This window comes from Halopseudomonas oceani, assembly GCF_002903165.1.
Taxonomy (GTDB): Bacteria; Pseudomonadota; Gammaproteobacteria; order Pseudomonadales; family Pseudomonadaceae; genus Halopseudomonas; species Halopseudomonas oceani.
In genome coordinates this window covers 298,362-321,150 of sequence record NZ_PPSK01000004.1, presented here as the reverse complement: position 1 = coordinate 321,150, position 22,789 = coordinate 298,362, and the positions used below count along the sequence as shown (strand labels likewise).

Genomic DNA, 22,789 nt, shown 5'->3' with positions numbered 1-22,789 from the left:
CTTCGCTGGCAGGCTGCTGCGTCCGCCGGCTGCTGGTCATGTTTAATTGCGTCGACCACTGTATTGCCGGGCCAGTTCGCTTGGATCTGCCCCTAGCCAGTAGCGCAGCCGCAGCTGCCACATCAGCGCGATGGTGCGCAGGGTGCCGTTCTGCTGCCAGCGTCGGCTGGAGGTGGTGAGGCGCTCGGACAGGCACAGCGGCCTGCTTTGGCGGCGCAGCCGTTTGCTCAGCTCGATGTCTTCCATCAGGGCGATAGGCGCATAGCCGCCAAACTGGTCGAACAGGCGGCGCTCGACAAAGATGGCCTGATCGCCAGTGCAGACCGCAGTCAGCCGTGAGCGCAGGTTCATCATCCACGCGACCACCGCCAGCAGCGGCGAGGAGGGGCTGAGCCGGACGTCAAAACGGCCCCAGCGATGCGGGCTGCCTGGCTCCGGCAGCAGGCCGATGAAGCCGTTGGGCAGGCAGGTGTCGGCGTGCAGAAACAGCAGCCAATCGCCGTGGGCCAGCGCCGCTCCAGCGTTCATCTGGGTTGCCCGGCCCGGCTCTGATTGAATCAGTTGATCGACCAGCGGCGCAGCGAGGGCGAGGGTCTCGTCGATGCTGCCGCCATCGACCAGAATGAGTTCCAGCTCGCCGCGCAGTGGTTGCAGCGGCGTAAGGGCGGCAACGATGCCGGCAGCTTCGTTGCGCACCGGCATGATGATCGACAGCTTCAACCGCGCCTCCAGGCGTGAAAGCGTGCTACCCATTGCAGCAGGCGTTCCGGCTGATGGGCACGTTTCCATTGGCCAGCGGCGTACTTGTTGGCTTCGCTCAGGGTTGGGTAGCTGTGTACGGTGCCGAGGATCTTGTTCAGGCCGAGGTTGTGCTTCATCGCCAGCACGTATTCGGCGATCAGCTCACCGGCGTGGGCGCCGACGATGGTGACGCCGAGAATGCGGTCGCGGCCGGGCTCGGTCAGGACTTTGACGAAGCCTTCTGCGGCTTCGTCGGCAATAGCACGGTCCAGGTCGTCGATACCGTAGCGGGTTACCTCATATTTCACCCCTTGCTCCTGCGCTTCGGTTTCCGACAGCCCGACGCGGGCGACCTCCGGGTCGGTAAAGGTGCAGTGCGGAAGTACCCGGTAATCCACTTTGAAGCGGCGGAAGCTGCCGAACAGCGCGTTGACGGCGGCATACCAGGCCTGATGTGATGCCGCGTGGGTAAACTGGTACGGGCCGGTTACATCCCCCACGGCGAAAACGTTGGGGAAGCGGGTGGCGAGATACTCGTTGGTCTCCAGCGTGCCGTTGTCGCGCACTGTCAGGCCCAGCGTTTCGATGCCATAGCCCTGGGTGTTGGCTACCCGGCCGAGGGCAACCAGCACGCAGTCAAACTCGATTTCTACTGACTGGTCACTGTCCTGCGAGCGGCAGATAACGGTCGGTGTGCCATTGCGCAGTTCAAAGCGCTCGGCCTGGTGGTTGAGGCGCAGATCGACCCCTGCGCTGCCCAGACTGACCGTCACCAGTTCGCTGGCGTCGGCGTCTTCACGGGGCAGCAGGCGGTTGCCGCGCTCAACCTGGATGACCTGCGAGCCGAGCTGCTGGAAGGCCAGTGCCAGCTCGCAGCCGATCGGGCCGCCGCCGAGTACCAGCAACCGGCGCGGTTGCTGGCGCAGCTTCCATACGGTGTCCGAGGTGACCATCGGCACGCTGTCGAGCCCCGGCAACTCCGGTACCAGGGGGCGCGCACCGGCAGCGATGATGATATTGCGCGTGCTGATGCTGCGCCCGTTTACCTCGACGTGCCAGGGTGAGGTGATGCGCGCCTCACCGGTGATCACGTCGACGCCGAGGTCGGTGTAGCGCTCGACCGAATCATGTGGCTCGATCTGCTTGATTACCCGCTGGACGCGTTCCATTACCGCGGCAAAGTCGACGGTTGCTTCGGCGTGGCTGTAGCCCAACGCGGGCGCCTTGCGGACCTCGGCGGCCAGTTTTGCCGAGCGGATCAACGCCTTTGAGGGCACGCAGCCGGTGTTGAGGCAATCGCCGCCCATGGCGTGTTTCTCGATCAGGCTGACGTCGGCCTTGACCGCTGCGGCAATGTACGCGCTGACCAGTCCGCCGCTGCCAGCACCAATTACCACCAGATTGCGGTCGAACTGTTTGGGCTTCTGCCAGCCTTTGTAGACGCGACGGGCCTTGATCACGTCCAGCAGGCGCCGGGCAATCAGTGGGAACAGTCCCAGCAGCACGAAGGCGCCGAGCAGGCCCGGCGAGAGGATGCCGGCCAGTGAGTCCAGCTGCCCGAGTTCGCGGCCGGCGTTTACGTAAACCAGGGTGCCGGGCAACATGCCGAGTTGGCTGACCCACCAGAAGGTGCGGGCGGGCAGGCGGGTGAGGCCCATCGCCAGATTGATCAGAAAGAACGGAAACGCCGGCACCAGCCGCAGGGCAAACAGGTAGAACGCGCCTTCGCGGTCGATGCCCTGGTTGATGCGTTCCAGTCGTGAGCCAAAGCGCTGCTGAACCCAGTCCTGCAACAGAAAGCGGCTGATCAGCATCGCCAATGTGGCGCCGGCGGTGGAAGCAAAGGACACCAGCAGCAGACCCCAGCCAAGGCCAAACAGGGCGCCGCCGATCAGGGTCAGCAGCGCGGCGCCGGGCAGCGACAGCGCCGTCACCAGCACATAGAGCCCCACATACAGGGCGCTGGCGAGCATTGGCTGGTTGGTCACCTGCTGTTCAAGGACCTGTTGCTGGGTTTTCAGCGCGTCCAGACTCAGGTGCTGCTGCAGACCCGAGGCAAAGAACCCCGCGACCAGCGCCACGACCACGGCCAGCAGCAACAGACGACGCAGGTTCATGACAGCATCTCCAGCGCACAAAGCGTGTTGGCGAGGGTAAAGCCCTTGATGCAGGCCTGTTCGGGCGTCATGTCGGTTCCTTGGTTGATGCGCTGCCAATACGACAGCGCAGCGGATGAGTTGTCAGGCCACTGGCGTTTGAACTCAGCGGCAAAGGCGCGCTGATCGTAAGTGACGGGCAGTGCTTCGACCACCAGCGGCCCGACCTGCGCGCGATAGATAGCTGCTGCAGAGGGTCGCGGTGCGATGCGGGTGATCAGGCCATAGCGGCCGTTGTTGAAGTTGGGCATGCCGGCGGCACCGTTGTTGATCACCGCCCACTCGCCGTTGCTCAGCGCGGCCGGGCTGCAGGTGTGGCTGCAGGCCAGCACACGGATGCGGTTTTCTGCGAACCAGTGGTCCAGTTGCTGCTGGCGTTCGGGGCTTTGCAGTCGGGCATGATCGCACTGCCAGCCGGCCAGTGACTGCTCATCGCCGTGGGTGATGGCGATGCGCTCGCCGGCGACCTCGGCTATCAGGGTGGCGGGGCGGTTGCCGAGCTGTTCCGCCATGCCGGGCATACCGTCCACTGTCTGTTGCAGTTGCTGATGAATGCGGTTGGAGCGCTCGACCGTGACGGCATCGGTCTGCTCCGGGTAGGCGCAGCCGCAGCCAAAGTCGTCGCCCGCGCGGGCCAGTTCGGTTTCTACATTGCCGCGCAGCGGGGAGTGCCGTTGCAGGCGTTGCTCGATGTCGCTGAACACCGCCGGGTCGTGGTCGAACCAGTGGGCGTCACCGTTGAACACGGCTGTTGCGCCGGGTTCGCCTGCGACGCGCCGCTCGATGGCGTCCAGCGCCTGACGATTACCATAGAGCCCGCCGATCACGTACAGCACGTCGCACGCAAGGTTTGCGCGGGCGCTGAAGGTCTCGGCGGGCAGACGATAGTCTGCCGGGCAACTGTGTCCCTTGCTCATGCGGCTCTCCGGATCATCATGCCGGGCAACAGGTAGCCGGCGGTACACAGAATCAGCCCGTACAGGTTGGTGCCGAGCAGCAGCGCGTAGCGACCGTCACCAATAGCCCAGCTCTGCGGAATCCAGCCGAGGGTGAGGGCAACGCCCAGCCCGATACCGGTCCAGAAACTCAGGTGAAAGCCGAGACGGGTGGGCCGCACGAAGCCGTGCAACAGGAACACCGGGGCCAACCCGATGACCATGGTGCCGCTGATGGTGGTGGCCTTGAGAATGTCGGTGCCGGCGAGCATCGGCAGGTTGCCGAGCAGGGCGAACACCAGCATGGTGGCCATGCCGACACCAATCGCCTTCTGGCCCAGATCACGCTGCAGCAGGGCGGGCAACTCGCGGCCGCTGAGGCGGGCGAGGCTGGAGAAGGTCGAGTCCAGGGTGGAGCCAGCGGCGGAGATCATCACCAGCGTCATCACAATCAGCGCGCCAACGCCGAGGCTTTTCGCCAGCGCCGCTGGTACGTTACCACCGGCCTCGATGCCACCGAGGGTGGCGTGCACGCCGATCAGGCTGAAGGCCAGAATGGCAACGAACCCGAGCACGCCAGCCAGGGTGAAGGCACGCAGCATGGATTTCTCTTCGCTGATAAAGCCTCGGTCGGTCAGTACCGGGTCGTGGAAGGGGTAGCTAAGCAGCTGCAGGCAGGCGACCAGAAACAGATCCACACCGGCGTTGAGCGCCCAGTGTCTGGTGCTGGTCAGCTCGGCGGTGCTGTGATTCGGCAATACCAATCCCAGCACCCAGACCAGTGCGATGACGAAGATCGCCGCCTGCGCCGCGTCGGTCAGGATTGAGCTGCGCAGCCCGCCACGCAGGCTGTAGGCCAGCGTCACAGCGGTAAACAGCAGTGCTGCGCCAATAAACGCCGGGCTGCCGCTGTCGCCGTAGTAGCCGCCGACCACGGCGGTGTTGCTCCAGACCTCGTTGAACAGGCGAATCAGAATGGCCGCGGAGAACGCCAGCGCAGCGCCGCGGCCGTAGTTACTGGTCAGAAAGCTGACCAGACTGGTTGCCTGAAAACGTCGGCGCAGGCGGTAGATCACCAGCCCGCAGAGCGGGATAGACAGCCAGTAGGTGGCGTAGGCCAGGCCGCCGACCAGACCAAATTCGGCACCGAGATTGGCGGCATTGGTGACCGATTTGGCGAAGATCCAGCTGATGAAGATGCTGGTGGTCAGCAGCAGTGGCGAGGCCTGGCGACCCTGGCTGTCTTCACCATTGAAGAAGCCGCCAATGGTCACAGTGCGCGGCGAGAGCCAGTACATCAAGCCGCCGTAGGCGATCAGAAAGCCCCAGAAAAACAGGCCGGTAAGGCTGGTTGCGGTCATTTGGTGCAATCCTGTCCCTGATCAGTTTGTGTTGAGAACGCCGCCGCAGCTGGAGCCCTGTCCTGCGGTGCAGGCGAAGCAGTGGTCGCGGGTGGCGATGGGGTGGTCGGGCAGATCGGCGTTGAGCAGATCACGCAGGTGCGGACGGTCCGACGCCAGTACCGGCATGGGCAGCTCCAGCATCTGGTTGAAATCGCAGTCGTATAAATAGCCGCGCCAGTCGACGCTGACAGTACTGCGGCACATCAGGCCGGGCAGGTTGTCCGCGCTGAAGTTGTCGCGCAGCAGCTGCATGTACTGGTTGAACTGGCCGCGACTTACCAGGGTACTGCCGAAGCGGGCAATCGGCTGGTTGGTGATGGTGTGCAGGTGGTTGAACTGGATGCCGAAGTCTTCCTGCAGGTGCTGTTTATAGTCTGCTTCCAGCGCTTGCTGCGGTGGCGGCAGGCTTGGGCCTTGCGGGTTGTAGACCAGATTCAGTTCCAGATCGCTGCCTGGCTGGCCGTAGCCCAACGCGTTCAGCTGCCTGAGCCCGGCGATGCTGCGCTCGAACACGCCGTCGCCGCGCTGGCTGTCGACGTTGTCGCGCGAATAGCAGGGCAGGGAGGCGGAAATCGCCACGCCCGAATCGGCAAGGAATTGCGCCAGATCCTCATGGTCGGGTTCGGACAAAATGGTCAGATTGCAGCGGTCGATCACCTTCAGCCCCGCTGCGCGGGCGCGGGTGACCAAAGTGCGAAACTGCGGATGCATCTCCGGCGCCCCGCCGGTCAGATCCAGCGTGCTGACCGGGTGAGCGTCAATGACGTCACACAGCAGCTCGATCAGCTCGTCCGACATGGCCTCGGTGCGGGTTGGGCCGGCGTTGACGTGGCAGTGCAGGCAACGCTGGTTGCAGCGGTAGGTCAGGTTTACCTGCAGCGTTTCCAGCGCGCCACGACGCAGCGGCGGAAAGTCCAGGGTATTGAGCAGGGGCAGGGTATCGCGCACGGTATCTCCTCGTTGGTTATGTAACAGACGCAGTTAAAGCGCATCTGTTACATGACTGAACTCTGATGCATGACTGAACTATGCCGGCTGATCTCAGTCTCGTATTCACACTGCCATAAAGCACGTTTGCACAGAGGGAAGACCATGCGAAAACTAGCTTATGCCCTGCTGCTCAGCGCCGCCACTGTCCAGGCTCAGGAGCCAGCAGCGACAACTCCGCCACAGCTTGACCAGACGCAGGTGGCAGCGATTCGCGCCGCCGTTGGCAACAGTGGTCGTACCATCACTAATGTTACTCGCGACGCCTACCGTAACCCCGAGCAAACTCTGACCTTTTTCGGCGTGACTCCCGAGCAGACTGTAGTGGAAGTCTGGCCCGGTGGCGGCTGGTACACCGAAGTGTTGGCGCCGCTTCTGCGTGACAAGGGTACGCTGATTGCCGCGCATTTTGACCCGGAGAGTGACGTCGGCTTTTTCCGGCGCTCCCGTGCTCAGTTCGAGGCGAAGCTGGCAGAGCATCTGGAGCGTTACGACCGGGTGCAACTCGCCACCCTGAATTACGACCCTGATCTGGCCATTTCCGAGCCGGGCAGTGCGGATCGGGTGCTGACCTTTCGCAACGTGCATAACTGGCTTGCTGCGGGAGAAGGCGAGGCCCAGGTGATGTTTGACAAGTTCTTTGCGGTGCTCAAACCGGGCGGCATGCTGGGTGTGGTGGAGCACCGTGCGAAAGCAGGTGCCTCGCTGGAGCAGATGATCGAGTCAGGCTATGTCACTGAAGAGAAGGTGCGCGAGCTGGCGGCCAGCGCTGGTTTTGAGTTGCTGTCGGTCAGCCCGGTCAACCAGAACCCGCGCGACACAACTGAGCACCCGGAGGGCGTCTGGACATTGCCGCCGACCCTGCGGTTGGGCGACGAACAGCGTGCGCACTACCTTGCGGTGGGTGAAAGTGACCGGATGACGCTGCTGTTTATTAAGCCGGAGGCCTGATCAGCGCTTGCTTAGCTCGCGCCGATAGGCCGTTGGGCTCATGTTGGTCCAACGGCGGAACGCGCGGGTGAAGCTGCTGGGGTCGAGAAAACCGAGTTCGTAGGCAATGCTGGTCAGGGATAGGTCGCCGTCGCTGATCATGCGGATAGCGGCTTCTCTGCGCACATCGTCGGCCAGTTGCTCGTAGCTGGTGCCTTCTTGGCTAAGCTTGCGGCGTAGGTGGCGTGGGCTGATGTTGAGCGGCGCGGCTACACGCTCGGCACTGATGTCACCTGAGCCGAGCAATAAGTGGATTCGTCTTTTTACCTGTTCGCTCAAATCGTTACTGGGCAGCACTGCCAGCATGGCTTCAAGAATCTCAACCAGCTTGGGTAATGTGAACGGGCTGGAGGTTGCCAGCGGCTTGTGCATCAGGCGGCGATCCAGTACGAGAGCGTAGCTGTCGCCAAACACCACGTTGTTGCGAGCGAACAGGCGGCGTTGGCCGTCCGGGTCCTCTTCGCTGCGCACCAGCTGAAGTTTGCGAACCAGGCCTTGATCGTCCAGGTCCAGCCGGTTGAAGTAGCGGGCTAGGTAGCCGATGACGGCTTCCAGGTGTTGCTGATGCGGCGTGCCGATCGGACGCAGCGTCAGTGCAACGCCGTCCTCGTCCGGTTCACAAACAAGTTTCAACTGGATGCTGAAAATGCTGAAGAAGCGGCTTAATAGCGACAGCGTGGCGTCGATATTTTCGCTGGCAGCGGCGGCCAAGGCCAGCGTGGCAAAGGGGGTGGGGACGAAAACCCGGTGCATGCGCAGAGCGAAATGAGGGTCTTCCGACACCCGCAGAGCTTCACTCCAGCCGTGAGAACACAGCTCTTGATCTACAAATTGAGGTTGGCCGACCGGTAATGAGATCCAGGGTGACAGGCGTTGTGACTCACCAAGGGAAACGCCGTACTGCTTGAGTGCCTGTTCCATGGCGCGCAGCCAGAAAGCACTTTCGCGTACGCGTGCGAAGGAATCTGAGCTTGAGTGTTCTAGCATCGACACACTGATCCATTATTGTTGTGACAAAATCGAGTTTTGTCTTTTTCCGTCGGCAGTATAGCGATAATCGGGCCGTAGAAAAGCCCGTTAATAATTCCGCAGAGCAAAATTATGTTGCAACGAATGTACTGCGACAGAATCGGCGCCATAGAGCTGTTCTGGTGTATGTCTGCGAGCTGTTCGGTACTCGTGGCAGGAGGCTGCGACGTGCTTGATGGCTGAGAGTTTCCGACATTAACCGCTCTAAATCGCTGTTTTCCCGATGCTTGGCTCCTTTATACCGGTTTTTGCGATTCCTGTGAGGTTGCTTGGTGTTTTGTTTTTACCGTCAATTCACTGGGTGAATGTCCTCTGCGGTCAATTATGTTGGCCGTTCGGGGCAAGTCTTTCGTGCTGGCCTCGTGACAGACTGCGTGGGTCTTGAACACGCACTTGTGGTGCGTGCGTTCATTTCACCCAAACGGAGCAGCACAATGACAAAAAAAATGCATGGCTGGTCTCTTGCCGCATTGCCTCTGGCGATTGGCATGGCCACTTTCTCTGGCTCTGCAAACGCAGTAGCTTTCAATATCGGTGAAGTCGAAGCTCAACTGGACTCTCAGCTGTCCGTTGGCGTGAGCATGTCGACGCAGAATGCTGATAGTCGTTTTATCTCTGTGGAAAATGGCGGCTACGCTGTGGCTCGTACCTCTGATGATGGTCGCCAGAACTATGGTTCCGGTGATGTCTTCTCCAAAATCTTCCGTGGTGTACACGATCTGGAACTGCGCTACGGCGACTCCGGTGCCTTCTTCCGTGGCAAGTACTGGTATGATTTTGAAACCAAAGACGGTCACCAAAGCTTCTATGATATCGACGATTCCGGTCGTGATCCGCTGCAGAAGGGCGCTGGTGTAGCGTTGCTCGACGCGTTCGTCTATCACAACTATTTTATCGGCAACAACCCAGGTAACGTTCGTCTTGGTCGCCAGGTTGTCAGCTGGGGTGAGTCTACCTTCATTCAGAACTCCATCAACTCCATCAATCCGATTGACGTGGCTGCTCTGCGGCGCCCGGGTGCTGAGCTGAAAGAAGGTCTGCTGCCCGTTGAAATGCTTTACCTCTCTCAGGGCCTGACCGAAAATCTGAGCGTGGAAGCCTTCTATCAGCTTAAGTGGGCTCCGACCGTTCTGGACAACTGCGGTACATTTTTTGGTTCAGATACCCTGGCAAAAGGCTGTGTAGACCGCTTGGTTGTTAATGGCGTTGACTGGGAGCAGGGTAATCCTAACCTGAGCACTGGTTGGCCATATAACCCGGGGCTTAGCCGCTACATCGTGCGCGCTAAAAAGGACCAGGAAGCAAAAGACGAAGGGCAGTTTGGTGTGGCATTCCGCTGGTTTGTGCCGGAGCTGAACGATTCGGAGTTTGGCTTCTATGCAATGAACTACCATAGCCGCACTCCCATCTATTCGAACATCGCTGGTGGCGGTGCTGTGCCAGGGGCCAGCGGTGTCCCCGGTATCGATGGTGTGGTTGGTCCTGCTGGCTACTTTTTCGAGTACCCAGAAGATATCCGTCTGTATGGCGTGAGCTTCCAGACTTCCGTTGCTGGAGCCTCCGTCGGTGGTGAAATCAGTTACCGCCCGAACATGCCGATGCAGATCAATACCGGTGACATGAGCCGTACTGCACTGCAGCTTGGCGCTGATAACACCCACCGCGACTACAACGGCGCTGCCCTCGGATCCTACATTCAGGGTTATGAGCGCAAGGAATTCTGGCAGGCACAAGTTAGTGTCATTCAGTTCTTTGATCGCGTGCTGGGTGCTAGCCGTCTTTCACTGGTTGGTGAGGCCGGCGTGAACTACATCGGTGGTCTCGGAGATGTTAAGTTTGGTCGTGACTCGCTGTTCGGACAAAGTCCTTACAACGGAGATGAAGGTTCTCTTCCTGCTGGTGTGGTTGCGGGGCAGTGTGCTTCTGCTCAAACTTCGACCTCGAAGTATCGGAATAGTTGGTGTGAGAACGACGGTTTCTACACTTCCTGGTCTTCTGGCTACCGCATCCGTGCGACGCTGGATTACAGCAACGTCATTGCCGGTATCAACCTGAGCCCGAACCTGTCCTGGTCGCACGACGTGGAAGGCTACGGCCCGAACTTCACTGAAGACGCCAAGGCAATCAGCGTTGGTCTGAATGCTGACTACGGCAACAAGTACAACGCCAGCATCAGCTACACCGACTTCTTCGACGGCAAGTACAACACCGCCGTTGACCGTGACTTTGCGTCAGTCAGCTTCAGCGTAAGCTTCTAAGACTGACCACAGGAGAACAACAATTATGCGTATGCAACAAACTCTGATGGGTACTGGTGGTCTGGCTCTGAGCCTGATGGCATCCTCTGTAATGGCGCAAACTCTGACCCAGGCTGAAATCGATCAGCTGGGTACTTCTCTAACGCCGATCGGCGCAGAGAAGGCTGGCAATGCGTCTGGCACCATTCCGGCCTGGACCGGTGGCTTGCCGACCGACGCGGGCCAGTCCCTGCCGAACAACTTCTTGGAAAGTCCTTATAAGGACGACCAGCCGGAGTTCGTGATCACTGCTCAGAACCTGGAGCAGTACAAGGCTAACCTGACTCCGGGCCAAATCGCTTTGTTCGAGCGTTATCCGGAAACCTTCCGCATGCCGATCTACCAGACCCAGCGTTCTGTGGGCTTCCCGCAGTCTGTCTATGATCAGGTCAAGGCAACTGCCGGTCAGGCCAAGCTGGTCAATGGCGGCGACGGTATTTCCAACTTCGCACACGGCTCATTTGCTTTCCCGATTCCGAAGTCCGGTGCTGAGGTAGTGTGGAACCACAACACCCGTTATCGCCTGAACGTCCACCGTTGGTACATGCAGGCCATGCCGCAGACCAACGGTTCGTTCACTCTGATCAAGATGGAAGAAGAAGTGGGTTACCCCGAGCAGATGTCGGATGTGGACGCCTCCTCCATGCCGAACACCCTGCTGTTCTTCAAGCAGCGCGTAAGTGCGCCTGCGCGTTTGGCGGGTAACGTCCTGCTGGTACACGATAGTCTCGATCAGCTGAAAGAGCCGCGTATGGCTTGGGTCTACAACGCCGGTCAGCGTCGCGTTCGTCGTGCACCTCAGGTTGCCTACGACGGTCCAGGTACCGCTTCTGACGGGATGCGTACTTCTGACAACTTCTCCATGTATAACGGTGCGCCTGACCGTTACAACTGGACGCTGGTTGGCAAGAAAGAGATCTACATTCCGTACAACAGCGGCAAGCTGACCGTACCGGGCGTTCAATACGCTGATGTGCTGCAAGCTGGTCACATCAACCCCGACTACACCCGCTTTGAGCTGCATCGCGTTTGGGAAGTTCAGGGCAACGTGAAGGAAGGTCAACGTCACATTTACGCCCAGCGTAATTTCTTCGTTGACGAAGACTCCTGGATGATCAGCCTGGCTGACCATTACGACGGTCGCGGCACCCTGTGGCGTGTAGGTGAAGGTCACCTTGGCTTCAACTATCAGCAGAAGATCCCGGGTTACGCCATCGAGACACTGTATGACCTGCTGGCAGGTCGTTACATTGCTCTGGGTATGTACACCGAAGAAAACTCTGCGCCGCAGTATGACTTCGACCCGAGCTATACCCAGTTCACTCCGGCCGCACTACGTGCTTCCGGTGTTCGCTGAGTCAAGCTGGTCGCAGTAGAAAGAAGGGAGCCGAAAGGCTCCCTTTTTTTGTCTTCGGGCCCTGTACTTTGCTGGCGGCCATCCTGCCATTCGCAAAGGGGCACGTTGCTGAGGAACACTGATCGTGCTCATGGGCCGCATTGGGCCTTGTCTCTGGTGTGGGTGCTCAAGGATTTGCTTTGGGCGGTTGCGCCAACGGCGGCGTCGGAAGGATGGGGCGCTGACATGATGTCTTTGCCCCGGGTCGCTCAGGAGGGTATCGCGGTCTGATTGGCCTGACTGCGGAAGCTGGTTGGGCTCATGCCAGTCCAGCGGCGGAATGCGCGGGTGAAGCTGCTTGGGTCGAGAAAGCCCAGCTCGAAGGCAATGCGTCCGAGATTGAGCTTCCCTTCCTTTATAAGGCGGATCGCCAGCTCCATGCGCACTTCATCCAGCAGCTTTTCATAGGTGGTACGGGTTTCACTCAGCTTGCGGCGCAGGTGTCGCGGGCTCATGTTAAAAGGAGTGGCAACCAGCTCTTCGGACACTTCACGCTCGGATACCAGTACGCGGATGCGCTGCTTGACCTGTTCGGCGAAGTCCAGATTGGGCAGGTCGCTGAGCATGTCTTCCAGAGAGGCGTCCAGGCGTTTGCGCAGAAAGGCATCGGCGCTGGGCAAGGAAGTGCGTAGCAGGCCCCGATTGAGGCGGAACGACATTCGCTTGGCCCCCAGGCGCACTCGACTGCCAAGCAGGGTTTCACATAGATCGCGATTGCGCTCGTGTTCGCTTGTCAGTCGGCTTTCAAGCATCAGAGAGGCTTTGCCAATGCCCAGTCCTTCCCAGATCTTGTTGCACTGGCTCATTACCGCTTCCATGTGCAATGGGTGCGGGTTTCCACGGGGCTGAAAGTAGAGGGTCAGGTATTGGTCGTCTTCAACTGAATACAGCTGGACCTGGCTGCTGAAAACAGGCATGAATCGAATCAGGCGCTGTATCGCGTCACCCAGCGTTTCGCTCGATGCGGCCGCGAGGCCGAGCAGTGACAGTGTGTTGGATTGATAATGGCGGCCCATACGCAATCCGAAGCACTCATCCTGAGAGAGCTTGGCTGCGGCGTTCCAGAGGCGATTCATGTCGCTCTGACTGACGTGGGTCTGACTAAGGTCTGTCAGCTTGCAATGCTGGCGCAGGTCCGACGGTAAATCGCGGACGCTCTTGCCGTATAGCTCAAGTCCCTGGGCTATCCCCTGCGCCCAGAAGCAGCGCTCGTGCACGCGCTCTGAAGAAAGAGCATGGTTCTGTGAAGTCATTGGCTTAAGACGCCTTTGTTTTATTATTTTGATCGACTGCAAGTGGCGTTAACAATAAAACACAAACACCCATTGTGCAAAATTATGCAACGGATAATTGCGGGCTTTGGATCAAGGGTATTCAGAGCGTGAATGTCCCTTTCGGCCAAAAAACTCGTCCGAATCGGCCAAATCGCGCTCTGATCTCGTGACAGACTTGGTTCCGGTGCTAGACGGCTTGCGTCGTCTCGAACCCATGATTCAAATCTAACGGAGCAGCACAATGACAAAAAAAATGCATGCTTGGTCTCTTGCCGCGTTGCCGCTGGCAATCGGCTTGGCCAGTTTCTCTGGATCGGCTGGGGCAGTTAACTTCAATATTGGTGACGTTCAGGGCCAACTGGACTCGCAGATCTCCATTGGTATGAGCGTTTCTACGGCTGATGCTGACAAGCGCTTTATTCATAACGCCACTTCTGTTGATGGCAAGCCCCAAGGTGGCAAAGCTGTTGCTCGCACCTCCGACGATGGTCGACTGAACTATGAGAAGGGCGATATTTTCTCCAAGATCTTCCGTGGCGTGCATGATCTCGAGCTGCGCTATGGAGACTCTGGCGCCTTTGTTCGCGGCAAGTACTGGTACGACTTTGAGACCAAAGACGGTAGTCAGGAATTTTATGACATCGACGACTCCGGCCGTCCGCCGCTGGTTAAGGGCGCTGGTGTAGCGCTGCTCGACGCCTTCGTGTATCACAACTACTTTATTGGCAACAATCCAGGTAACGTCCGTCTGGGCCGCCAGGTAGTTAGCTGGGGTGAGTCCACCTTTATCGGTAACTCCATCAACTCCATCAACCCGATCGACGTGGCTGCTTTCCGTCGTCCGGGTGCCGAGATCAAGGAAGGTCTGCTGCCGGTCGAGATGCTGTATATCTCCCAGGGCTTGACCGAAAACTTGAGTCTGGAAGCCTTTTATCAGTTGAAGTGGCACCCTTACGCAATTGATAACTGCGGTACCTTCTTCGGTGCTGATACTTTGGCGACCGGGTGTACAGACCGTTTGGTTGCCTCTGGTCCAGACCTTCCTCAAGGCGACCCTGCACTCGGTACCGGTGGTTTTGGGCAGGCAGCTCTTGCTGACTATATCGTGCGATCAGAAAAGGACCGCGAAGCCAAGGATGAAGGGCAATTTGGTGTCGCTCTGCGCTGGTTCGTGCCTGAGCTGAATGATTCCGAGTTTGGCTTTTACGCCATGAACTACCATAGTCGTACCCCGATTTACAGTAACACCTTTGGCGGGGTTCTTTCAGGGGAAGGTCCGGCCGGTATTGTCCAAGGTTTGGACGGGGCTCTGGGCGGTGCTGGGTATTTCTTTGAGTATCCCGAGGATATTCGTCTGTACGGGGTAAGTTTCCAGACCTCTGTTGCAGGCACATCCCTTGGTGGTGAGTTTAGCTACCGTCCGAATATGCCGATGCAGATCAACACCGGTGACATGAGCCGTACTGCCCTGTTGAACTCTGACAACATCCATCGCGGCGTTGTATATGGTGCGCAGGACTACATTCAAGGTTACGACCGGAAAGAGTTTTATCAAGCGCAGGTTACTGCGATTAGGTTCATTGAGCGTGTCTTGGGCGCTAGCCGCCTGGCGCTGGTAGGTGAGGCTGGTGTCAACTACATCGGTGGAATCGGCAATGATGCTGGTGACACCAGATACGGTCGTGACTCACTGTTTGGGCAGAGCCCGTACGCCGATGGCACCTGCTCCTCCCAAGCGGGTAACGATGCATCCGAGGGTTATCAGAACAGCTGGTGTGAAAACGACGGTTTCTACACTGATTGGTCTTGGGGTTACCGTGTTCGTGCGAAGCTGGATTACAGCAACGTGATTGCCGGCATTAACTTGAGCCCGACTCTGGCCTGGTCGCATGACGTTGACGGTTACGGCCCCAACTTCACTGAAGGTGCCAAGTCTGTGAGCATCGGTCTCGATGCAGACTACGCGAACAAGTACAACGCCAGCATTAGCTACACCAACTTCTTCGACGGCAAGTACAACACCGCCGTTGACCGCGACTTTGCGGCCGTCAGCTTCAGCGTAAGCTTCTGATCAGACAGGCCATAAGGAGAAATAACAATATGCGTATGCAACAAACTCTGATGGGTGTCGGTGGTCTGGCTCTGAGCCTGATGGCATCCTCTGTAATGGCGCAAACTCTGACCCAGGCTGAAATCGATCAGCTGGGTGCTTCCCTGACACCAATCGGTGCGGAGAAGGCCGGTAACGCCGCCGGTACCATTCCGGAATGGACTGGTGGCCTGCCGAGAGATGCTGGTAAGCGCCTCGAAGATAACTTTTATGAAAGCCCCTATGAGGGTGAGCAGCCGGAGTTCGTGATCACTGCTCAGAACTATCAGCAGTACCGTGACAATCTGACTCCTGGTCAGATCGCCATGTTCGAGCGTTATCCGGAAACCTTCCGCATGCCGGTTTATGTAACCCACCGTTCGGTAGGCTACCCGCAGGACGTTTACGATCAGGTCAAGGCTTCGGCCGGTCAGGCCAAGCTGGTTAACGGCGGTGACGGTATCTCCAACTTCAGTCACGGTACCTTCGCGTTCCCGATTCCGAAGTCCGGTGCAGAGGTTATCTGGAACCACAACACCCGCTATCGTCTGAACGCCCACCGCTGGTACATGCAGGCCATGCCGCAGACCAACGGGTCGTTCACCCTGATCAAGCTGGAAGAAGAAGTAGGCTACCCGCAGCAAATGGCTGACGTCGACGAGTCGACCATGCCGAACACCCTGCTGTTCTTCAAGCAGCGTGTAAACGCTCCGGCGCGTCTGGCAGGTAACGTACTGCTGGTACACGATAGCCTGGATCAGCTGAAAGAGCCCCGTATGGCATGGGTATACAACGCTGGTCAGCGCCGTGTACGTCGTGCTCCGCAGGTTGCCTACGACGGCCCGGGTACCGCCTCCGACGGTATGCGTACTTCCGACAACTTCGCGATGTATAACGGTGCACCTGACCGTTATAACTGGAAGCTGGTTGGCAAGAAGGAAGTCTTCATTCCGTACAACAGTGGCAAGCTGACCCAGCGTGGTGTTCAGTACGCCGACGTTCTGCAGGCTGGTCACGTCAACCCGGACTACACCCGTTTCGAGCTGCACCGCGTGTGGGAAGTACAGGGCAACGTCAAGGAAGGTCAGCGTCACATCTACGCTCAGCGTAACTTCTTTGTGGACGAAGACTCCTGGATGATCACGCTGGCGGATCATTACGACGGTCGTGGCACGCTGTGGCGCGTGGGTGAAGGTCACATGTCCTTCAACTACGACTACCAGATTCCGGGTTATGCGCTGGAAACGCTGTATGACCTGCTGGCAGGTCGTTACATCGCACTGGGTATGTACACCGAAGAGGTTTCTGCTCCGGACCTTGACTATGTGCCGACCTACAATCAGTTCACACCGGCTGCCCTGCGTGCTTCGGGTATCCGCTAAGTTCTGATGCTGCTTTAGATGTTTGGGTTTGAGGGGATATCTTCGGATATCCCCTTTTTTTATGCGTTGCGCGGCCCCGACGGCGAGGAGACGGCTCCACTCTGCTAAACTTGCGCTTTGTTTCCTTCCGAACTCCAGAGTGACTTCATTGTTCAGCCAATTTGATCTGCACGAGCGCGTACTCAAGGCGCTCGCCGAGCTTTCCTTCCAGCAACCCACCGATGTACAGGCGGCAGCTATCCCGCCCGCGATCGAAGGTAAGGACCTTTACGTTATCGCTCAGACGGGCAGCGGCAAGACTGCTGCGTTCGTACTGCCGATGCTGCAGCGACTGCTCGCCGACGACAGCAAGCCGCTGGCCCCGCGGGGGCTGATTCTGGTTCCGACCCGCGAACTGGCTCGTCAGGTGTCGAAGGATATTGCCGCATTGGCAAAGTTCACGTTCATCAAGGCTGAGCAGGTCACTGGTGGTGAGGATTTCCGCGTGCAGGCTGCGCGCCTGCGCAAGAATCCGGATATCGTCGTGGCAACACCGGGCCGGGCGCTGGAGCAGTTGACTGCCGGCAATCTTGAATTGAGCAGTGTGCAGACATTGGTGCTTGATGAGGCGGACCGGATGCTCGACATGGGCTTCGCCGAGGATGTTGGCAAGCTCGCTGCAGCCTGCCCGGACCAGCGGCAGACCATGCTGTTCTCGGCGACCAAAGGCAATCGAGGGCTGCAGCGGATGATCGATTCGGTTCTGACCGAGCCGCAGATTCTTGCGCTGAATTCGGTTCGTGATGACACCCCAAGCATTACCCAGCAAGTCATTCCCGCGGATGACAATCCCCATAAGGAAGCCATGCTCAAATGGCTGATGCTGAACCAGGGGGAGGGCAAAACCATTGTCTTCACCAACACCCGGGTGATGGCGGATCGCATCAATGGTGTGCTGCGTGCGCTGGATCTGCGCGTGTACGTGCTGCATGGCGAGAAGGATCAGAAAGATCGCTACATGGCTGTCGAGCGCTTCAAACAGGGTGCCAACGGTATTCTGGTCGCGACTGATGTTGCTGCTCGCGGTCTGGATATCGTTGAGCTGGATCGGGTGGTCAACTTTGACATGCCGCGCAGCGGCGACGACTACCTGCACCGAGTTGGTCGTACCGGTCGTGCGGGTGCCGAAGGCCTGGCGATTTCGCTGGTTTGCCCGCACGAGTGGAATTTGATGTCGAGCATCGAACGTTACCTGCGCCGTCAGTTCGAGCGTCGCTTGCTGGCTGAAGTGCCTGGCAGTTTCAAGGGACCGAAGAAGGTCAAGGCATCCGGCAAGCCGGTCGGCAGCAAGAAAAAGAAAGACGGCAAAAAGGATGGCAAGAAGGCAGCACCAAAGTCGAAGAAGCCTAGGGCTGGCAAGCGTCCGTCGCGACCGCCAGTGGGCCAGGTGGTCACGTCGTCGGATGGTCTGGCCCCGCCGAAGCGCCGCTGAGGGGGTTGCGCGCAGCGCAACTGATCCGTTAGAGTCGACTCAATGTTTAAAGGTAACCATGCCATGACACTTTGTTCTGCACCGCTCCCTATCGCCAGCGCCTCGCGTGCTGTCGTTGCTGCGCGTGCGGCGGTTGGTTACTTTTATTTTGGGTATTGGTTTAGCCAAAGGCGCGCCTGATACCCACAGGCGCCCTGAATTGACGGGTCGCCACCAGAGAATCAAGAAACCCCGGTCGGCTCCCCGATCGGGGTTTTTTTATTGGGTTTTGCATATTTGAGGAATCGGCATGTACGCACAACGCACTTACAACCCGCGCTCTTACCGCAGCTGGCGATTTTGCACTGGCTCACTGACTGCACGACATTTAATCGATCGAACACCCAGATAGCGCCGCGGCGGCAAGACCGCCCCGGCTAAGGAAGCAAAAGATGACCGCCACCGTAACTGCACTTGCCAGCGCAGCCCCGACCACGCAAAGCGCCAACCGCCGTACCCACACTCTGCCGACGCCAGCGCAGCTACGCGAGCGCCTGCCGTTGAGCCAGGGTCAGGCTGACGCCATTGAGGCGCACCGCCAGGCCATCCGAGACATTCTCGAAGGCAAGGATGACCGCCTGCTGGTGATCACCGGCCCCTGTTCCCTGCACGACCCTGATGCGGCAATCGAATACGCTGAGCGGCTCGCCGAGTTGCAGGCCCGTGTTGCGGATCGGCTGTTGCTGGTAATGCGAGCCTACGTCGAAAAACCGCGCACCACGGTCGGCTGGAAGGGCATGCTGTACGATCCGCAGCTGGATGGCAGCAGCGACCTGGCCGCCGGTCTGGCGCTGTCGCGCCGCACCATGCTGGCGATCAGTGAATTGGGTTTGCCGATTGCGACCGAGCTGCTGCAACCGTTGGCGGCGAGTTACCTTGACGATCTGTTGAGCTGGGGCTGCATCGGAGCGCGTACCAGTGAATCGCAGATCCACCGTGAGCTGGTCAGCGGCTTGCACCTGCCAGTCGGCTTCAAGAACGGCACAGATGGCAGTATGACGGTCGCTTGCGACGCCATGCGTTCGGCTCGGCATCGGCACCAGCATTTCGGCATGGATATGCACGGTCGTCCGGCGCTGGTCGAAACCGTCGGCAATCCCGATACTCACATCGTGCTGCGTGGTGGTCGCAGCGGCCCGAACTACCAGGCCGATGCCGTTGCCAAGGTGCGCGCAGAGCTTGAGCGACTGGGCATGCCGGCGGCACTGGTGGTGGATTGCAGTCACGCCAATAGCGGTAAAGACCCGTTGCGTCAGCCTGAGGTGCTGGCCGATGTGGTTGCTCAGCGCGTCGCGGGCGACACCAGCCTGCGTGGTGTGATGCTGGAAAGTCACCTGTTCGATGGCTGTCAGGCGCTGTCTGGCGAGCTGCGTTACGGTGTTTCCATCACGGATGGCTGCCTGGGTTGGGAGGCCACTGCGCAGGCGCTGCTTGCCGCCGCAGATCAGCTTCGCAACTAATTCTAGCGTTGCTGGCGGCCCGGAGGTGGTCGTACTGTGTGCTAAAAGCCGCCGTCGAATGATGGCGGCGTCTCCTGTGTGGCGTGTCGCCTTTCAGGCGGGCTGTCGTAGGGTATTTGATGGGTACAAAAAGAACCCTGCCAGTGAGCAGAAAGCTGTAGCGCTGAGCAGCAGTCCGAGTGTCAGTGCCGGTGGCAGGGCGATGGCGCTGACCAGTCCGGTGCCTATCGCTGCGATTGCCATCTGCAGGAAGCCGAGTAGCGAGGATGCCAGGCCGGCCTGTTCGCCAAAGGGCTGTAAGGTAACGGCGGTGCCCAGCGGGTTGATGACGCCCATGCCTGCCAGAAACAGGCAGATTGCAAGGCTGAACAGGATTAGATCCTGATTCTGGTAGAACAGCACTTGCAGGATGCCACCGACCAGCGCCACTGCGCCGCCGGCCAGTGCCACCTGAACGGCACCCCAGCGCTGTGCCAGTTTCGGCGCAAGCATCCCCGCGCTGAACACGACGAACACCGTTGCAGCAAAGAACAGACCGAGCTGAATGCCGCTGTAGCCCATGCCGCGGATCATGATAACTGGTGCCGAGGCGAAGAAGGCATAGAGCCCGCCAATCACCAGGCTGACGGCCAGGGCTGGAAGTGCAAAGCGGCGGTCACCCAACAGCTGCAGGTAGCCTTTGCTGATCACGCCCACGGAGAGCTTCAAGCGGGCAGAAGGCGCGTGGGACTCAGCCATAGCTAGAAGGTAACCTGCCGCCAGCGCGGCACCGACGCCGGCGACCAGCAGAAAACTGGCTCGCCAACCGAGCTGACTGTCGATCAGGCTGCCCAGCAGCGGTGAGAATCCTGGCGCGGCTGCCATGGCTACCATGATGAAGGCCAGTGCTTTGGCCAGCGCCTGGCCGTCATACAGATCGCGGGCAATGGCGCGGGCCAGCACCGAGGCAGCACAAACACCGGCGGCCTGGATGACCCTGGCAGCAACCATGCTGTTCAGATCGGATGCGCCGGCGCCAAGCAGACTGCCAAGTACAAACAGCGTCAGACCACCGAGAATCAACGGCCGACGACCGTAGCGGTCGGAAAGCGGCCCTACCAGCAGTTGTCCGACAGCAAACACCAGAAAAAAGCTGCTCAACGTAAGCGCCATGTCGGCCGGGGCGGCATTCAGCGAGACAGCCATGGCCGGGAGCGACGGCAGAATGATCGTTGTTGACAGCGTGCCGACGGCCGCCAGCCCGGATAACAGCAGGAGCGTCCGAGTAGAGGTGCTCATGGCTGTATTCCGGCTTTGTGGGTGCCGCTCAACAGCGCGCAGCTGCGCGCAATCACCTGAGGGTCGGTCAGGATTCGGCGGTGGCCTAGACCATCCAGTTCGATCAGTTCGGAGCCTGTCCAGTGGCGGTGCAGGTCTGCGGAAGCCGCGAATGGCACAACCCGGTCAGACGGATCGTGCATGATCAGTGCCGGGTGCTGCAGCCCGTGCTTGAGTGCTGGCAGATCCATCTCTGCTGGCGGGATGCCGATATGCTGCTCGACCCAACGGCTGAATTCGCCCTGTTCTTCAAGGGTGAGGCCATGCCCCAGTGCCTGTAGTTGAAGCATCGGGCTGAGCGAGGAGGGGCCGGAGAGGTGAACGCTGGCGCTGACCTTCAGTCCATGAGCGAAGGCCCAGAGGCTTGCGGCAGACCCCAGCGAGTGGGCGATCACGCTGTGAATAGCGCCAAGGTGTTCCGCTAGTGCGGCCAGTGCGCGGCCAGCGTGCACCGGGCTGCTCAGGTTGCCGCCTGAGTCGCCATGCGCGGGTAGATCAAACAGTGTGACAGCAAATCCAGCGCGCAGCAGCGGCTCGACGAAGGCTGCCAGATGCGAGCCGCGACTGTCCCAGCCATGCACCAGCAGTACGCGGGGGCCGAGGCCAAGACTCCAGACCGAGATGTCACCGTCGACATAGGGGAAGGTGCTGTGTTGTGCCTGTGCAAGAACCGAGCGTTCCAGACTGCTCGGCTGAATGCGTTGCGGCACGCTGAACGCGCGGCAGGCGCTATCAAGCGCAGAGGAGGGGGCGGCGCTAACGTGTGGACTGCTCATGGCGGTGCTCCTTTTATATGACGGTATTAATTTAAATTAAATGTCGTTTATCATCTAAAAAGAGTCAAGCCTTTTTTCCCGTCGGCGGAGAGGTCAGGTAGGGATAGCTTCGCCGGCGAGCGCCTCGAGGAAGCTCTCCAGCACCAGGTGAGGGCGTCTGCCTTTGCGCGTAACCGCGGACAGCACCAGATCGTAGTGATAGCGAGCGGGATCAAGTGCGCGCATGCGGCCGCTTGCAACCCATTGGGCTGCATAGTGGTCCGGCAGGTAGCCGATGTAATGCCCGGTCAGCAGCAGGAACGCGATGCCCTCGCGATCCGAAGCGGTGGCGGTGCAGCGCAGCGCCTGGAACTGCTCCTGAACCTCCGCTGGTACACGAAAGCTGGGCGAAATGGCGTCGTGCTGGCGCAGTGCTTCCAGTGTCAGCTGGCTGTCTTCCAGCTCGAACAGGGGGTGGCCAACGGCGCAGTAGAGTTCGGCGCGTTCGCTGTAGAGCGGTTGATACTCAAGCCCGGACAGCGCCCCGACCTGCGGAATCACGCCAACGTGGAGACGACCATCCAGTACGCCCTGTTCGACCTGACCGGGCGCAGACATACTGATTTGTATGCGCACGTCCGGGCCGCGCGTCTTCAGGCGTGCGAGCGCGTCAGTAACCCGCATGTGCGGCATGGTGACCAGATTGTCGGTGAGGCCAATGTTCAGTTCGCCGCGCAGGTGCTGGTGCAGACCGTTGACCTCGGTACGGAAATTTTCCACTGCCGAGAACAATTGCAGTGCAGCCTGATAGACCTCGCGGCCGTCCTCGGTCATGGCAAAGCCGGCGCGCCCGCGCTGGCACAGGCGCAGGCCCAGGCGTTGCTCCAGGTCGCTCATCTGCTGGCTGATCGCCGAGCGACCGATGCCCAGCACACTTTCGGCGACCGAAAAGCCGCCACATTCGACAACGGTGCGGAACACCCGCAGCAGGCGCAGATCAATATCTGATAGTTGGGCAAGCGGGGCAGGGCGACGGGATTTCATTGTTTAGTCATTCCGAAACTGAAG

General features: G+C 59.5%; 17 protein-coding genes. 7 read left to right on the top strand and 10 right to left on the bottom strand.

What is annotated here, in order from left to right; translation table 11 throughout:
* Window positions 1-42 precede the first annotated feature (42 nt).
* The 5 genes from C1949_RS07055 to arsS are packed head-to-tail and all read right to left on the bottom strand — an operon-like array spanning window position 43 to window position 6,183.
* Complete coding sequence (locus tag C1949_RS07055) at window positions 43-753, bottom strand: TIGR04283 family arsenosugar biosynthesis glycosyltransferase (RefSeq protein WP_104737762.1); 711 nt, start codon at window positions 751-753, stop codon at window positions 43-45.
* Complete coding sequence (locus tag C1949_RS07050; protein ID WP_104737761.1) at window positions 717-2,858, bottom strand: FAD-dependent oxidoreductase; 2,142 nt, start codon at window positions 2,856-2,858, stop codon at window positions 717-719. Before C1949_RS07050 ends, C1949_RS07055 begins: the two co-directional genes overlap by 37 nt.
* Complete coding sequence (locus tag C1949_RS07045) at window positions 2,855-3,814, bottom strand: metallophosphoesterase family protein (protein ID WP_104737760.1); 960 nt, start codon at window positions 3,812-3,814, stop codon at window positions 2,855-2,857. The genes C1949_RS07050 and C1949_RS07045 overlap by 4 nt, the downstream gene beginning before the upstream one ends.
* Window positions 3,811-5,193 carry an SLC5/6 family protein gene (locus tag C1949_RS07040; RefSeq protein ID WP_104737759.1) on the bottom strand — a complete coding sequence of 461 codons (1,383 nt, stop codon included), beginning with the start codon at window positions 5,191-5,193 and terminating at the stop codon, window positions 3,811-3,813. Before C1949_RS07040 ends, C1949_RS07045 begins: the two co-directional genes overlap by 4 nt.
* Before the next feature lie 21 nt (window positions 5,194-5,214).
* Window positions 5,215-6,183 carry an arsenosugar biosynthesis radical SAM (seleno)protein ArsS gene (gene arsS / locus C1949_RS07035; protein ID WP_104737758.1) on the bottom strand — a complete coding sequence of 323 codons (969 nt, stop codon included), beginning with the start codon at window positions 6,181-6,183 and terminating at the stop codon, window positions 5,215-5,217.
* A 144-nt stretch (window positions 6,184-6,327) separates the two neighbouring features.
* Between arsS and C1949_RS07030 the strand changes: the two genes are divergently transcribed.
* Window positions 6,328-7,173, top strand: coding sequence for a class I SAM-dependent methyltransferase (locus C1949_RS07030; protein ID WP_104737757.1), 846 nt, complete (start codon window positions 6,328-6,330; stop codon window positions 7,171-7,173).
* On the opposite strand, the gene C1949_RS07025 is transcribed toward C1949_RS07030, so the two are convergent.
* Window positions 7,174-8,199 (bottom strand): helix-turn-helix transcriptional regulator, encoded by a 1,026-nt coding sequence (locus tag C1949_RS07025; RefSeq protein WP_104737756.1) that lies wholly within the window; start codon window positions 8,197-8,199, stop codon window positions 7,174-7,176.
* A gap of 476 nt (window positions 8,200-8,675) precedes the next feature.
* On the opposite strand from C1949_RS07025, the gene C1949_RS07020 reads away from it, so the two are divergent.
* Together C1949_RS07020 and C1949_RS07015 are read left to right on the top strand one after the other, a co-directional pair.
* Window positions 8,676-10,499: a DUF1302 domain-containing protein gene (locus tag C1949_RS07020; protein WP_104737755.1), complete on the top strand. Its 1,824-nt coding sequence runs from the start codon at window positions 8,676-8,678 to the stop codon at window positions 10,497-10,499.
* Between the two features lie 25 nt (window positions 10,500-10,524).
* Window positions 10,525-11,895: a DUF1329 domain-containing protein gene (locus C1949_RS07015; RefSeq protein WP_104737754.1), complete on the top strand. Its 1,371-nt coding sequence runs from the start codon at window positions 10,525-10,527 to the stop codon at window positions 11,893-11,895.
* A 248-nt stretch (window positions 11,896-12,143) separates the two neighbouring features.
* Here the strand turns inward: C1949_RS07015 and C1949_RS07010 are convergent, their stop codons facing one another.
* The gene (locus tag C1949_RS07010) at window positions 12,144-13,187 is read right to left on the bottom strand and encodes an AraC family transcriptional regulator (RefSeq protein ID WP_104737753.1); all 1,044 of its coding nucleotides are present in this window, start codon (window positions 13,185-13,187) and stop codon (window positions 12,144-12,146) included.
* A 262-nt stretch (window positions 13,188-13,449) separates the two neighbouring features.
* On the opposite strand from C1949_RS07010, the gene C1949_RS07005 reads away from it, so the two are divergent.
* The 4 genes from C1949_RS07005 (at window position 13,450) to C1949_RS06990 (ending at window position 19,649) form a co-directional block, all read left to right on the top strand.
* Entirely contained in the window at window positions 13,450-15,279 is a 1,830-nt protein-coding gene (locus tag C1949_RS07005; protein ID WP_104737752.1) for a DUF1302 domain-containing protein, read from the top strand.
* 35 nt (window positions 15,280-15,314) lie between these two features.
* Entirely contained in the window at window positions 15,315-16,679 is a 1,365-nt protein-coding gene (locus tag C1949_RS07000; protein WP_104737792.1) for a DUF1329 domain-containing protein, read from the top strand.
* Window positions 16,680-16,827: 148 nt separating this feature from the next.
* The gene (locus C1949_RS06995; protein ID WP_229744355.1) at window positions 16,828-18,150 is read left to right on the top strand and encodes a DEAD/DEAH box helicase; all 1,323 of its coding nucleotides are present in this window, start codon (window positions 16,828-16,830) and stop codon (window positions 18,148-18,150) included.
* A gap of 431 nt (window positions 18,151-18,581) precedes the next feature.
* On the top strand, window positions 18,582-19,649 hold the full coding sequence (locus tag C1949_RS06990; protein ID WP_104737750.1) for a 3-deoxy-7-phosphoheptulonate synthase: 1,068 nt from the start codon (window positions 18,582-18,584) through the stop codon (window positions 19,647-19,649).
* A gap of 93 nt (window positions 19,650-19,742) precedes the next feature.
* Here C1949_RS06990 and C1949_RS06985 read toward each other — a convergent pair whose 3' ends face one another.
* The 3 genes from C1949_RS06985 to C1949_RS06975 form a co-directional block, all read right to left on the bottom strand.
* Window positions 19,743-20,927, bottom strand: a complete 1,185-nt coding sequence (locus C1949_RS06985) for a multidrug effflux MFS transporter (RefSeq protein WP_104737749.1) — start codon at window positions 20,925-20,927, stop codon at window positions 19,743-19,745.
* Window positions 20,924-21,742 carry an alpha/beta hydrolase gene (locus tag C1949_RS06980; RefSeq protein WP_104737748.1) on the bottom strand — a complete coding sequence of 273 codons (819 nt, stop codon included), beginning with the start codon at window positions 21,740-21,742 and terminating at the stop codon, window positions 20,924-20,926. The genes C1949_RS06985 and C1949_RS06980 overlap by 4 nt, the downstream gene beginning before the upstream one ends.
* 93 nt (window positions 21,743-21,835) lie before the next feature.
* A complete protein-coding gene (locus C1949_RS06975) occupies window positions 21,836-22,765 on the bottom strand; it encodes a LysR family transcriptional regulator (protein ID WP_104737747.1) in 930 nt (309 codons plus the stop codon).
* Window positions 22,766-22,789 lie beyond the last annotated feature (24 nt).